The organism is Pseudomonas oryzihabitans (assembly GCF_014522265.1).
GTDB classification, from domain to species: Bacteria; Pseudomonadota; Gammaproteobacteria; order Pseudomonadales; family Pseudomonadaceae; genus Chryseomonas; species Chryseomonas aestiva.
Genome location: NZ_CP017024.1, coordinates 4,636,201 through 4,649,475 on the forward strand (window position 1 = coordinate 4,636,201; position 13,275 = coordinate 4,649,475).

Sequence of the window (13,275 nt, forward strand, 5' to 3'; positions counted from 1 at the left end):
ATGGGCGAAAGGCCGTGGCAGCGGCAAACCGCCCTCATCCGACCGCGGGTCGCCGCCGGTGATCCGCAGCAGTCCGGCTTGGCCTATGCTGGCACCATGACGCCCTTCGCCGAGCTGCACGCCCTGCCCCGCCGCCTGAGCCAGCCCCAGGTGCGCGACCTCGCCTGGACGCTGATCGCCCCGCCCTTGCTGGAAGCCGCCGACACCCGCCATCCGCTGGTCGCCAGCGACTGGGCGCGCCATCCTGAACGACTGGCCGACTGGCTACGGCAACAGGACGCAGCGCCCGCGGCCCTAACAGCCTGGCTTGCCCAGGGCAGCGACCGCCGGCTGGGGCGCCAGTACGAAAGACTCTGGCAATTCGCCCTGGAACGGGCACCGGGGCTCAGATTGCGCGCGGCCAACCTGCCCCTGCGCGAGGGCGACCGTACCCTGGGTGAACTGGACCTGCTGGTGGAAGACGCCGAGGGGGTCCATCACCTGGAACTGGCGGTGAAGTTCTACCTGGGCGAAGGCCCACCGGAGGCACCGCTCTGGCTGGGTCCGGGTGGCGAAGACCAGCTGGCGCGCAAACTCTCACACCTGCGCCAGCGCCAGCTGCCGCTGTCGGCCACGCCCCTGGCCCAGGCCAGCCTGGCGGCGCTGGACATCGCCCCGCCGCGGGCGGCGCTGTGGCTGGGCGGCTATCTGTTCCAGCCACTCGACCGCCCCCTGCCCTGGCCGGTTGGCGCCCTGCTACCCCGCCAACCCCAGCTGTGGTGCGCGCGGCAGCTGTTGCCGGTCGGCCCCTGGGAAGTGCTACCCAAGGGCCACTGGCTGGCGCCCGCGGTCGCCGATACGCCCTGCCTGCCCCTGCCGGACGGCGAGCCGAGCTGGCCGCAATTGCTGGTGCGGCGCGATCCACGCGGCGACGAAGAGGCGCGGCTGTTCCTGGTGCCTGCGGGCTGGCCGGTTCAGCCGCCGGCCAACGCCGCCAGCTGAGTTTCCAGCGCGCGGCGGCCCTGGAGACCACCGCTGTGGACCAGCACCAGGCGACTGCCCGGCGCCAGCGCGCCGCCCTCGATTGCCTGGCGCAGCGCCAGCCAGAGCTTGCCGGTATAGAGCGGCTCCAGGCCGATCCCGGTCTGCGCCTCGAATTCCGCCATGGCCCGCGCCAGCTCGGCATCGAGGCGGCCGAAGCCGCCGCGGCTGGCGTCCAGCAGGCGCCAATCGGCGCCGGTGTGCTGCGCGAGCAGCCGGTCGAGCGTGGCTTCGACGCCATGCCCGGGTGGCACCGCCAGGCCGCCCACCACCTGCCAGGCGGGATCGGCGGCGCGGATCACCCCGGCCAGGGTGGTACCGGTGCCGGCAGCCAGCCAGAGTTGCTGGCAATCGGGCCAGCCCAGGGCGGCGAGTCCCTGCCGCAGTTCCGTGACGATGGCCGCGCAGGCCGCAGCGGCCTGCGCGTCGCAGCCGCCTTCGGGTATGGGTAGCAACCCGGGATAGCGCGCCTGCCAGGGCTGCCAGAAGTCGCTGTCGTGGCGGCGGCGATAACCGCCATAGCCGAGCCAGTGCAGGGTCATGCCATTGGCCTGCAGATCCTCGACCGTGGGCGTCCGGCAGGGCTCGCCACGCAAGAGGCCGACGGTGGCGAAGCCTTCCTCCCGGCCCAGGGCGGCCAGCGCATGCAGATGATTGGAGTGGGCACCACCCAGGCTGATGAGCCCGCGGCCTTCGCCCCGGGCCAGGCGTTCGCGCCAGGGCCGCAGCTTGTAGGCCTTGTTGCCGTTATGCGCAGCCGGGCGCTGATCCAGGCGCAGCACCGCCAGGCGCAGGTCCCGCGCCGCCAGGATGGCGAGTTGCACCTCCTGGAGCACGGCGGGCGAAGGAAAGATCATCAACCAGGGAGTCAGAGATTGGCGACGTCACCATCGCTGTCATCGCCGCGGTGCTCGGCGCACAGGGTCGAGCGCAACGGATCGAACTGGGCGGGGTGTTCCACCCGCACCACCGGCCGTCCGCAGCGCTCGCCCTCCACCTCGGCCTGGCAGACCGGCTGCTGGTGATGCTCCAGCCAGCGCTGATACTGCTCCCGGCTGACCTTGCAGTGCTCGGCGACGTAACCCAGGGGATCGGCGCTGAAGCGAGGGACGTCCTGCCGGCTGAGGATCAGATGACCGGCGCCGGGCTGGAAGGTGACGAAGAGGATGCCCTGGCGCGCCAGGCGCTCCAGCTGGCCTTCGTTGCTGTCGCCGATCAGCTGGGCGCAGCGCTCGCGCAGCTGGCGGATGTCTTCCTGCAACTGGCCGTCCAGCTCGTCGCGGTACTTGAGTTCCACCTCGCGGATGGTCAGCTGGTTCTTCAGCTCGCCCACGGCGGCGGCCACCCGGGCCTCGCTTTCGGCTTCGGACTGGATGCGCAGCGCCTCGATCTTGTAGAGGGCGTTGCGCTCCAGGGTGCGCATCTGCTCGTTGAGTTCCTCGCGCTGCTGGCGAGTTTGCTCGTGCTGCTGCTCCAGGTGCTGGGCCAGGGCGGCATAGCGCACCTCCAGCTCGGCCTTGGCCGCGCGTACCTCGTCGGCGTCGCGCTGCAGACGCGCCAGGTCTTCCTGGTGCTGGCGGGTCAGGGTCAGCAGCCGGGTACGCTGACCGGCGATCAGCTTGTCCAGCGCCTCCTGGTGTTCCTGGGCGAGGATGCGGCGGACCCGTTCGAGACGGGCCTCGACATCGATGCCGTCGGCGGCGCTAGGGTGGTATTCCCCGGCCAGCTCCACCTCGCCATCGCGCGGCGCGACCAGGCCCAGGCAATCGCGGATCGCCTGCCAGTCGTCGTGCTCGGTCTCGCTGCGGGGATCCCAGAGATCGCCCTGGTGCCAGGAAATCGGGCAATGGCTGCGACTGGCCAGGCGGATCGGTCCGGCGCCCAGGTCGGGGCCGACATCGCCGCGCTCGGCCAGCTCGCCCAGCGGCAGGTCCCATTCCGGCAGCGGTTTGCCCTGGGCATCGAAGGCCAGCAGGAAGAACACCGCGGCCTTGACCCTGCGGTGCTCGTCCAGCAGCAGATAGACGAAGCGATGGCGCCGTCCGGCGCAGTCGAGCAGCGTCTGGTCGCCCTGCCAGAGCGCCTGAAAATCGGGGAACAGCAAGGCGCGATTCACACCCTGGTCGCCGAACCCCAGCACCACCGGGGTCAGTACCGTCTCTACGTTCAACGTCTCTGCCATCTCTCGCCGCGTGCTCTGTCGATCCCACATGAATACCGAGGCCGGCGTCTCGCCAATTGGCGACCGGACCTGCGTCCGCCCGCCGACCTCTGGCGGCGACACGGTAGACCCGCGTCGCCGCCCAACTCCTTCGACGCGCCGGGCCCCCACCCGACGCATCAGGACGGCAGCTTAGCCAATCCTGGTCGGCGGGATGGAAGAGAGGCCAGACATTGGGACGAGGGTCGGTCCGGAACCGATGTTATGCGGAGTGGATCACAGAAATCATCCCTGATCGCAACGAAGAGTTACAGCTGGGCGGCAAGGCGAGTGGCCTGATCGATGGCGCGCTTGGCGTCCAGCTCGGCGGCGACATCCGCGCCGCCGACCCGGTGCACCGCCACGCCGGCGCCGAGCAACTCGTCTTCCAGCTCGCGCAGGGACTCCTGGCCCGCGCAGAGCACGACGTTGTCGACGTCCAGCACCTGCTCGCTGCCATCGGGCAGGCGCAGGCGCAGGCCGGCGTCGTCGATACCCAGGTATTCCACCCCGCCGAACGCCTGGACGCCACGCTGCTGCAGGCGCGAGCGGTGGATCCAGCCAGTGGTCTTGCCCAGGCCCTTGCCGGGTTTGCCCGGCTTGCGCTGCAGCAGCCAGACTTCGCGTGGCACGGCCGGCGGCGTCGCCGGGGCCAGCCCGCCGCGGCTGCTGAAACTGGGATCTATGCCCCACTCGCGGTAGAAGGCGGTGATGGGCTCCGCGTCCTGATGGCCGTGGGTGAGGAAATCCGCCACGTCGAAACCGATGCCGCCGGCGCCGATCAGGGCCACCCGCCGCCCTACCGGCTTGCGTTCAAGCAGGACGTCCAGGTAGCCCAGCACCTTGGGATGGTCGACCCCCGGAATGGGCGGCACCCGCGGCGTCACCCCGGTGGCCAGGATCACCCCGGCGAAGCCCTCGGCCTGCAATTCGGCGGCGCTGACGCGCTGGTTGAGGCGGACATCCACCGCCAGTCGCTCCAGACGCCGCTGGAAATACCTCAGGGTCTCGCCGAATTCTTCCTTGCCGGGAATGCGCCTGGCGACATTGAACTGGCCACCGATGCGCTCGCTGGCCTCGAACAGCACCACCTGGTGGCCGCGCTCGGCCAGGGTGCAGGCGGCGGCCAGGCCGGCCGGCCCGGCGCCGACCACGGCAAAGCGGCGTGATTCGGCGGCGGGCAGGATCTGCAACTCGGTCTCGTGGCAGGCGCGCGGATTGACCAGGCAGCTGGTCAGCTTGCCGGCGAAGGTGTGGTCCAGGCAGGCCTGGTTGCAGGCGATGCAAGTATTGATCTCGTCGGCGCGGCCGGCGGCGGCCTTGGCGACGAAGTCCGGGTCGGCCAGCAGCGGCCGGGCCATGGACACCAGGTCGGCCTGGCCGGCGGCGAGGATGGCCTCGGCCACCTCCGGGGTGTTGATGCGGTTGGTGGCGATCAGCGGCACCCGCACCCGGCCCTTGAGCTGGGCGGTGACGGCGGCGAAGGCGCCGCGCGGCACCAGGGTGGCGATGGTGGGGATGCGCGCCTCGTGCCAGCCGATGCCGGTGTTGATCAGGCTGACCCCGGCGTCTTCCAGCCAGAGCGCCAGCTGCAGGCATTCCTCGGGGGTGCTGCCCTGTTCCACCAGATCCAGCAGCGAGAGGCGGAAGATGATCAGGAAATCCGGGCCGGTCGCCCTGCGGATGCCTGCGACGATGGCCAGCGGCAAGCGGCAGCGACTGGCGAAGTCGCCACCCCAGCGATCCGTGCGATGGTTGGTCCGCGCGGCTATGAATTGATTGATGAAGTAGCCTTCGGAACCCATCACCTCGACACCGTCGTAGCCGGCCTGCTGCGCCAGCGTGGCACAGCGGACGAAGGCGGCGATCTGCCCCTCCACCTCGGCCTCGTCCAGCTCGCGTGGGGTGAAGGGATTGATCGGTGCCTGCAGCGCCGAGGGCGCCACCAGCTGGGGGTTATAGGCATAGCGACCGGCATGCAGGATCTGCAGGCAGATACGGCCGCCGGCGGCATGCACCGCGTCCGTCACCGGCCGATGGTGCTCGGCCTCCTCGGGAGTGGTCAGCTTGGCCGCGCCCTTGGCCACCGCCCCCTCTTCGTTCGGCGCTATACCCCCGGTGACAATCAGCCCCACCCCACCCCGCGCTCGCTCGGCGAAGAAGGCGGCCATCCGCGCGAAGCCGCCGGGCCGCTCTTCCAATCCGGTGTGCATGGACCCCATCACCACCCGGTTGCGCAAGGTGATCGACCCCACGGGCAGGGGTTCGAGCAGATGCGGATAGCTATCCGCAGGGGTGGTATTAAGGGGGGCAAGCTCGATCATGGCGGTCTCCGGTGGTTGGCCTTTCTGGGAAAGCCTGGCGCCACGATAGGAGCAGCGCGGGCTGGCCTCAATCACCGGAAATGACAACCTCTTTACCCAAATGTACAGCCGCCCCTTGGCAGTGGCGGTCTGGTCTCCTACCCTGAGCACCTTTATCTCGCCCGGCCCGGGAGGCCGGGACCGCTCTGGAGTGCCGATGCGCAAGCTCGTGTTCCTGGTGCTGATCGCCCTGTTCGCCGTGCTGGCGGGCTGGGTGGCCCAGCGGCCAGCCTTCCATTACCTGTCGGATCTACGCAGCAGCCTGGCGGTGGACCTGACCACCACGCCAGCGGCGGCCACCACCGGCAACCTGCTGGGGATCGAGCCCGAACTGGTCGCCCTGGACTATGGCAATCCCGAGCGATTGCGCCTCAAGCTCGCTGCCTATCTGGCCAATGCACGGCGCCTGGGCCTGATCGGCGCCCAGACCATCGTGGTGCTGCCCGAGCACCTGGGCACGCCCCTGGCGCTGATGGGCGAGAAGCCCGAGGTCTATGCCGCGGCGCGCAGCGAAGAGGCCATCCAGTGGCTGCTGCTGGGCAATCCGTTGCGCGTGGCTCGCGCCTGGTTCCAGGCCGAGGGTGACCGGCGCCTGGCCGACAGCCTGTTGCGCATGAAGGCCTGGGACATGGCCAGCGCCTACCAACAGCTCTTCGGCGGCCTTGCCCGCCAGTACGGCGTCACCCTGGTGGCCGGCTCCATCGTCCTGCCCGGTCCGACCCTGGTGGACGGCGAATTGCAGGTGGGTACGGGACCTTTGCGCAATGTCACCCTGGTCTTCGGACCCGACGGCAAGGTGCTCGGCCAACCGCTGGTGCGACCGCTGACGGCCAGGGACAGCGGCGACGATCTCAGCCCGCCGCTGCTGCGACTGGAGACGCCGCTGGGCCGTCTCGGCGTCATCCAGGGCAGCGACACCGGTCGCGCCGGCGTGCTGGACGCTCCCCAGGTGGACTTGCTGGCGATTCCCGCCCTCGCCTCGGGCGCCACCCCGGCACCGGCACCCTTCGACATCCAGCGCCTGCGCGCCGCCGGCATCCGCGCCGCCCTGGAAGTGCAGCTGCGCGGCCGCCTCTGGGAATGGCAGGCCGGCGGCGGCAGCCAGGCCTTCACCCCGGATGCGACAGCGGCCACCGATGCTGCCCAGGCCGGGAGCAAGCTGATCAATCTGCGGCTATGAGCGCGCCGGCGCTGCGCCTGGGCGACCTCTCCACCGGCTTCGTGCTGGCGCTGGCGGCAGCCGTCGCCCAGCGGGGTGCCGATGCCGCCGGCCTGCTGGCACGCTTCGGCCTGACCGCGGCGCGGCTGGCCGAACCTGGCGGACGGCTGTCGATCCCCCACTACATGCGCCTGGGCCATGCGGCCCTGGAACTGACTGGCGATTCGGCGCTGGGCCTGGCCATGGGCCGGGCGATGCGGCCGGCCTTTCTCGGTCTCGCCGGCGTCACCGTGGGCCAGGCGCCGGACGTGCGTCACGCCGCCGAGACGCTGCTCGAACTGGAACCGCTCTATGGCCGCAACTACCGGGGCCGGTCGCGCTATGCCGCCCAGGGCCGCGACGCCTGGCTGCACTTCTATAGCATCAGCCCCTACAACGGTTACAACCGCTTCGTGGTTGACGTGGTGCTCAGCGCCTGGCTGGCGCTGCTGAGCGCCGTCGCCGGGCGCCCGCTACAACCGCGCCGCGTCCTCATCGAATACCCCGCACCGGCGGACGTGGCGCCCTACCACGCCGCCTTCGGCTGCGCGGTGGAATTCGGCGCCGCCGAGAATGCGCTGCTACTCGATGCCGCGACCCTGGCCCGGACCGGGTCCGAGCATTGCCCGGCCACCTGGCGCCAGCTGCTGGCCCTGAGCGAAGTCGAACACGGCCGCCTGACCCGCACCCGCGGCCTCACCGAGCGGGTGGTCGAAGTCATGGGGCCCTTGCTGCGGCACGGCGAGCCGACCCTGGAGCAGATCGCCAGCCGGCTGCGTCTGCCGTCCTGGACGCTGAGGCGCAAGCTGGCCGAAGAAGGTACCCAGTACCGTACCCTGCTCAACCTGACCCGCCGCGACCTGGCGCTGGCCTATATCCGCGATACCGAGGCCAGCTTCGGCGAGATCGCCTATCTGCTTGGCTTCGCCTCCCCCGCCGCCTTCCAGCGCGCCTTCAAGCGCTGGACCGAGCAGACGCCGGGTGACTGGCGGCGTCTCCAGCGGCAGGGAGTGGCCAACTGAAGGGAGCATAGGCGAGGATCGCGGGTCCTAACTGGCTGATCCTTCATCAGGACCGCTATCGCCCCATGCCGAACTTCCTGCTCGCCCTGTTGCTGCTGTGCCTGGCGTTGCCCCTACGCGCCGCCGAAACCCCTGGCCCGCCCCCGACCGGTCTCGATCCTCAGCAGGCGCGCCAGGTCGCGGCCCTGCTGCAGGATCCGCAGCGCCGCCAGGAGCTGATCCTGACCTTGCAGGCCATCGCCAGCCAGCCGGCGAGCGCGACCGGGACGAAGGCGGCACCGGCGGCTACGGCAACCGCCGCCACTGCACCAGCGGCAGCCGCCCCGGCGCCAGGCGAGGAAAAGGCGCTGGTACCGCTGGAAGCCAATGGCCTGATCGCCCAGACCCTCAGTCGCGTCGGTCGCTGGGCCGACAACCTGGGCAGCGAGCTGAACCAGGTGCAGCGGGCCGTGCGTACCCTGCCCGACTGGTCGCGCGCCAGCTTCACGTCCGAAGCGGGTCGCCGCGCCCTGCTGCAGGCCTTGCTGACCCTGGCCACCCTCTTTGCCGCCGGCCTGGTGGGCGAGTGGCTGATCCATCGGGCGCTCCGGCGCCCGCGGCAACGGCTGCAGCGCCATGCCGATCTGGCCGACACCCGCGCCCGACGCCAGGCCCAGCAGCAGGCGGCCCAGCAGTCCCCTGCTGAAGCGTCGGCACCGGCGGTCGAGGAGGCCGCTACCCGCCCGGCCGAAGCCGCGGTGGCCCTGGTCAAGACTCAGCGTGATGGCGTGGATCAACTCGAAGAGGTGCCCATCGCCCCGTCCGACAGCGCCGCACCTGCGCCAGCCGCGCCGGTGACCGAATCCACTGCCACCGATCCCGCATCCGCCAACCGCGCCCGACCCAGCGCCGAGGAGCACTGGACCACCCTGCGGCACCTGCCCTTCGCCCTGGGACTGCTATTGCTGGAACTGCTGCCGCTATTGGCTTTCTGGGCCACGGCGGCGCTGCTGATCCACTATCTGGTGGGCGCGGATGCCAATCAGCGCGAGCTGGTCGGTGGCTTCCTCGGTGCCTATCTCACCACCCGCCTGGCGCTGATCGTCATCCGCCTGCTGATCGATCCCGCCGTCCACGGCATCCGCCTGCTCAAGGTCAGGACCGCCCTCGCCTGTACCCTGCTGCGCTGGCTGCACGCCTTCGTGGCCCTGATCACCTTCGGCCTGGCGCTGGCCCAGGCCGCGGACATCCTGGGTGCCAACGAAGAGGGCCGCGAAGCCATCGTCAAGCTGGTCTCGCTGCTGGCCCATCTGTTGGTGGTGGGACTGATCTTTCATGTCCGCCGGCCGGTGGCCGCCCGTATCGCCGGGCGCCAGGATGGCAGTGGCGCCCTGACCGTGCTGCGCGCCTGGCTGGGTCAGGTCTGGGCCGTATTCGCCGCCGTGTTCGTCATGGGTGGCTGGACCATGTGGGCACTGGACATCGAGAACGGGCTGCCGCGGCTGATGAATTTCGTCGCGCTGTCCGCCGGAATCGTGATCCTCGGGCGCCTGGCGGCGGTATTCCTGCTCGGCCTGCTGGGTCGCTTGTTCCAGCCCGCTACCACCGAAGGCGGCAGCGCTACCGATCTGCACCTGCAGCGCTACTATCCGCTGGCGCGCTGGCTGGTGGGGGTGATCGTCACCCTGATCACCGTCCTGGCCCTGTTCCAGTCCTGGGGCTGGAGCGTGCTGGACTGGTTCGGTGACGGCAGCATCGGGCGCAGTCTGCTGTCCGCCTTTCTCACCATCCTCATCGCCGCCGTCATCGCCGTGGTGGTCTGGGAAGGCGCCAACGCCACCGTGAATCGTCGACTTAGCAGCTGGAACGAACGCGGTGACACGGTGCGGGCCGCGCGCTTGCGTACCCTGCTGCCCATGCTGCGCACCGGGCTGTTCATCCTGGTCGCGCTGATCGTCGGCCTGACCGCGCTGAGCGAACTGGGCATCAACACCACGCCGCTACTGGCCAGCGCCAGCATCATCGGCGTGGCCCTGGGCTTCGGCTCGCAGAAGCTGGTGCAGGACTTCATCACCGGTATCTTCCTGCTGCTGGAAAACGCCATGCAGGTGGGCGACTGGGTCACCGTGGCCGGGGTCTCGGGTACCGTGGAGTACCTCTCGATCCGCACCGTGCGCCTGCGCGCCGGCGACGGCTCCCTGCACATCGTGCCCTTCAGCTCGGTGTCGGCGGTCAACAACATCAACCGTGGGCTGGGCAACGCCGCCCTGCGCATCAGCGTGGGCTACGCAGAGGACATCGAGCGCGTCATCGCCGAACTCAAGGACATCGGCGCCGGCATGCGCGCCGACGAGGCCTTCAAGGAGCTGATCCTCGCCGATCTGGAGATCTGGGGCGTGGACGCCGTCGACGGCTCCATGGTGACCATCGCCGGGCAGATGAGATGCCTAGACAAGGGCCGCTGGGGCGTGCAGCGCGAACTCAACCGCCGCATCCTCGAACGCTTCCGCGAACGCGGTATCGAGATCGCCAATCCGCGTGCCAGTCTGCTGCTGCCCAGCGAAGCCGGTATCGTGCCCTCCTCGCCCATCCAGCCACGGCCTGCGGAGTAACAGCTGTGCAATACCGTCAAGACGCCTTCAACGGCCTGATCATCGACGCCGCCTCGCTGCCGTCCACCCGCGAGGCCTTTGCCCCGGCGCTGGCGGAGTTGCTCGACAGCGCCCGCCGCGACGGACGCAATCTGATCTGGCTGACCCTGCCGCTGGCCCTTGGCGAGCTGGTCGGGGTGGCCACCCGCGCCGGTTTCGTCTTTCACAACTGCCTGGAACAGGAACTCACGCTGGTCTGGCGCGGTACGCCCACCGCCTTCGCGCCCTTCGTCCCGACCCACAGCCTGGGCGTCGGCGGCCTGGTGCTCAATGCCCATGGTGAACTGCTGGCGATCCGCGAACGCGGCAGCCAGGGCTACAAGCTGCCGGGGGGCCATGTCGAGCTGGGCGAAGACCTGGGGCCGGCGGTGATCCGCGAGGTCTGGGAGGAAACCGGCATCCACAGCGCCTTTCGCAGCGTGGTCGGCCTGGTGACCACCCACCTCTACCGCTTCGGCAAATCCAATCTCTATGTGGTCTGCCGCCTCGATCCCCTGAGTGCCGACATCGCCATCCAGGATCCGGACGAGATCGCGGACGCCCGCTGGCTGGCGCTGCCCGACTACCTGGCGGATCCGGGCAACAGTGCCTTCAACCGCGAGCTGGTGCGCAGCCTGGCGCAGGCGGAGGGCCTGCGGTCGAGCGCGCTGAACAGCGAGCGCTATCCCAAGGCCGAGGTCTTTCTGGCTCAGCCGTCGAAGGACTGATCCATGCTTTCGGCCGGATGGGCATCGCGCGGACGCCCTACCGGGCGAGCGGGAATACCCACCACCGTGGTGTGGGGCGCCACCGGATGCAGGACCACGCTGTTGGCGCCGATCTTGGCGCCCTCGCCGATCTCCAGATTGCCGAGGATCTTGACCCCGGCGCCGATCATCACCCCGCGCCGCACCTTGGGATGGCGATCGCCCTGCTCCTTGCCGGTGCCGCCCAGGGTCACCTGCTGCAGGATGGAGACGTCGTCCTCCACCACCGCGGTTTCGCCGATGACGATGCCGGTACCGTGGTCGAGCATGATGCCGCGCCCCAGCCGCGCCGCCGGGTGGATGTCGATGGCCAGCAGCCGATTGCAGCGCGCCTGCAGGTGCAGGGCCAGCAGCCGCTCGCCGTTGTGCCAGAGGGCATGGCTCAGGCGCTGGGTCTGCAGCGCCAGGAAGCCCTTGGAGAACAGGAAGATCTCCAGCAGGCTGGCATAGGCCGGATCCCGTGCCAGCACCGCTTCCAGGTCCGCGCAGGCCGCCAGGGTCAGCGCCGGCCACTCGGCGTGCAGGGCAGCGAAGCGTTCGCCGAGTGACTCGGCCTGCCCTGGATCCTCCGCCAGGGCCTCGGCGCAGCGCCGGACCAGGGCGGCGGCCAGATCCACCGGCTGCAGCAGCGCTCGCGTCAGCCCCTCGGCCAGGGCCGGGGCGTCGCGGCGCCCGGCCTCGGCTTGGGCGCGCAGGAGTTGCCAGAGTTCGGGAGCGGAGCGAAGCGGCATGGCGGGACAGGGTCCTTAACTGGGAGCGCCCAGCTTAGCGGGCGCGGCCGGTAACGTCTTGTACATCAGGGTGGTGCTGTCACGGCGTTCGGGTTGGCGGGCATCCAGGGCATAGCCGGGAATCCTGCCGACCACCTGATAGCCGAGGGACAGATAGAGCGGCTCGGCATGGTCGTCGCTGCGGGTGTCCAGGGTCAGCAATTCCCGCCCCTGGGCCTGGGCGGCCGCTTCCACCGCCTGCATCAGCCGACGCGCCAGGCCCTGGCGACGGCAGTCCGGATGCACCAGCAACTTGACCACGTCAGCGCGGTGCGGCTGATTGGCCGGGGTATCCAGCACCAGTTGCACGCTGCCGACCACGCGGCCGTCCTGCAGCGCGGCGAACAAGAGCCGGATGCCCCGGGCCAGGCCCGGGGCCACGGCTTCGGTCCAGAAGCGCCGGTTCACCACGTCGGCCAGCGGCAGGATGAAGCCGATGCTGGCGCCCTGCTCGACACAGGCGGCCAGTAGTTGCTGGAATTCATTCAGATGCCTCGTGAAAGCGGCGGCGTCGAGCTGTTCGATACGCAGGGAAGCACTCATGGACACACCTCAGATCATGAACAGGAGATAACGGGCGCCCGCCGGGCCACTCAGGAAGCGACTGCTACCCCAGAGGCGATAGCGCAGGCAGTCGCCGACGCCCAGTTGATAGGGCTGCTCTTCGATCCACAGCTGCAACTCGCCTTCGAGCAGGAGCAGATGGTGTTCGAGGCCTGGCCGGGGTGCTGCCTGATAGCGGATGTCCACACCCGGCCCCAGCTGGCTCTCGATGACCTCACCCGCCAGGGCCTGGGCCGGCGGCGAGACCGAACGGCGGGTGAAGGCCTGCTCGGGATCGGCCCAGATCTGCTGCGCCTGGCGCTCGACCTGGGCCGGATAGGCGCCTTCCACGCTATGCAGCAGGCGCGTCAGGGTCAGACCGTAGGCCGAACAGAGCTGCCCGAGGACCGCCGTGGTCGGACTGACCTCGGCATTTTCCAGCCGAGACAGCGTCGCGCGACTGACCCCGCTCAGGGTTGCCAACTGCTCCAGTGACAGCTCGCGCTCCAGACGCAGGGCCTTCAGCCGGACGGCAAGACGTTGATCTAGCATGGCCATCTCCCAATTTAGGGATTTTTTCTCACATTCGGGAAAATTTGGAAAGGGCTTTTTTGCAAGACCTGCCTTATCAGACGTATCAACGAACTTCCTATCGCATTAAACTTTATCGGAAGAACTTATATCACCGACTGTCCAGCAACCTGACTGATCGACTTGATTACTTGGTCGAGCGCTCTAGCTTGGCTGTTCGCCCATATTTTATCGTCAGGCGAACAGCGTTAC

The 13,275-nt window shown here is 69.3% G+C and carries 11 protein-coding genes; 5 read left to right on the forward strand and 6 right to left on the reverse strand.

Going from position 1 to position 13,275, the window contains the following annotated elements; genetic code table 11:
- Entirely contained in the window at positions 1-981 is a 981-nt protein-coding gene (locus tag BGI51_RS21430; protein WP_187979673.1) for a DUF1853 family protein, read from the forward strand.
- Here BGI51_RS21430 and BGI51_RS21435 read toward each other — a convergent pair.
- The 3 genes from BGI51_RS21435 to BGI51_RS21445 all read right to left on the reverse strand — a co-directional run bounded on the left by BGI51_RS21435 (position 954) and on the right by BGI51_RS21445 (position 5,544).
- A complete protein-coding gene (locus BGI51_RS21435; RefSeq protein WP_187979674.1) occupies positions 954-1,877 on the reverse strand; it encodes a 1-aminocyclopropane-1-carboxylate deaminase/D-cysteine desulfhydrase in 924 nt (307 codons plus the stop codon). The genes BGI51_RS21430 and BGI51_RS21435 overlap by 28 nt on opposite strands.
- Positions 1,878-1,888: 11 nt before the next feature.
- Entirely contained in the window at positions 1,889-3,202 is a 1,314-nt protein-coding gene (locus tag BGI51_RS21440) for a chromosome partitioning protein ParA (RefSeq protein ID WP_187979675.1), read from the reverse strand.
- A 287-nt stretch (positions 3,203-3,489) separates the two neighbouring features.
- Positions 3,490-5,544 carry an NADPH-dependent 2,4-dienoyl-CoA reductase gene (locus tag BGI51_RS21445; protein ID WP_187979676.1) on the reverse strand — a complete coding sequence of 685 codons (2,055 nt, stop codon included), beginning with the start codon at positions 5,542-5,544 and terminating at the stop codon, positions 3,490-3,492.
- A gap of 196 nt (positions 5,545-5,740) precedes the next feature.
- On the opposite strand from BGI51_RS21445, the gene BGI51_RS21450 reads away from it, so the two are divergent.
- From BGI51_RS21450 to BGI51_RS21465, 4 genes are all read left to right on the forward strand, one after another.
- Positions 5,741-6,763 carry a carbon-nitrogen hydrolase family protein gene (locus BGI51_RS21450; protein WP_187979677.1) on the forward strand — a complete coding sequence of 341 codons (1,023 nt, stop codon included), beginning with the start codon at positions 5,741-5,743 and terminating at the stop codon, positions 6,761-6,763.
- Complete coding sequence (locus tag BGI51_RS21455; protein ID WP_187979678.1) at positions 6,760-7,803, forward strand: AraC family transcriptional regulator; 1,044 nt, start codon at positions 6,760-6,762, stop codon at positions 7,801-7,803. Before BGI51_RS21450 ends, BGI51_RS21455 begins: the two co-directional genes overlap by 4 nt.
- A 65-nt stretch (positions 7,804-7,868) precedes the next feature.
- Positions 7,869-10,394: a mechanosensitive ion channel domain-containing protein gene (locus BGI51_RS21460; protein ID WP_187979679.1), complete on the forward strand. Its 2,526-nt coding sequence runs from the start codon at positions 7,869-7,871 to the stop codon at positions 10,392-10,394.
- A gap of 5 nt (positions 10,395-10,399) precedes the next feature.
- The gene (locus BGI51_RS21465) at positions 10,400-11,140 is read left to right on the forward strand and encodes an NUDIX hydrolase (protein WP_187979680.1); all 741 of its coding nucleotides are present in this window, start codon (positions 10,400-10,402) and stop codon (positions 11,138-11,140) included.
- On the opposite strand, the gene cysE is transcribed toward BGI51_RS21465, so the two are convergent.
- Genes cysE through BGI51_RS21480 form a run of 3 tightly spaced genes read right to left on the reverse strand, consistent with a single transcriptional unit; the run spans position 11,122 to position 13,044 of the window.
- Positions 11,122-11,910, reverse strand: coding sequence for a serine O-acetyltransferase (cysE, locus tag BGI51_RS21470; protein WP_187979681.1), 789 nt, complete (start codon positions 11,908-11,910; stop codon positions 11,122-11,124). The genes BGI51_RS21465 and cysE overlap by 19 nt on opposite strands.
- A gap of 15 nt (positions 11,911-11,925) precedes the next feature.
- Positions 11,926-12,492, reverse strand: a complete 567-nt coding sequence (locus tag BGI51_RS21475) for a GNAT family N-acetyltransferase (RefSeq protein WP_187979682.1) — start codon at positions 12,490-12,492, stop codon at positions 11,926-11,928.
- A 9-nt stretch (positions 12,493-12,501) separates the two neighbouring features.
- Positions 12,502-13,044, reverse strand: coding sequence for a helix-turn-helix domain-containing protein (locus tag BGI51_RS21480; protein ID WP_187979683.1), 543 nt, complete (start codon positions 13,042-13,044; stop codon positions 12,502-12,504).
- Between the last annotated feature and the right edge of the window lie 231 nt (positions 13,045-13,275).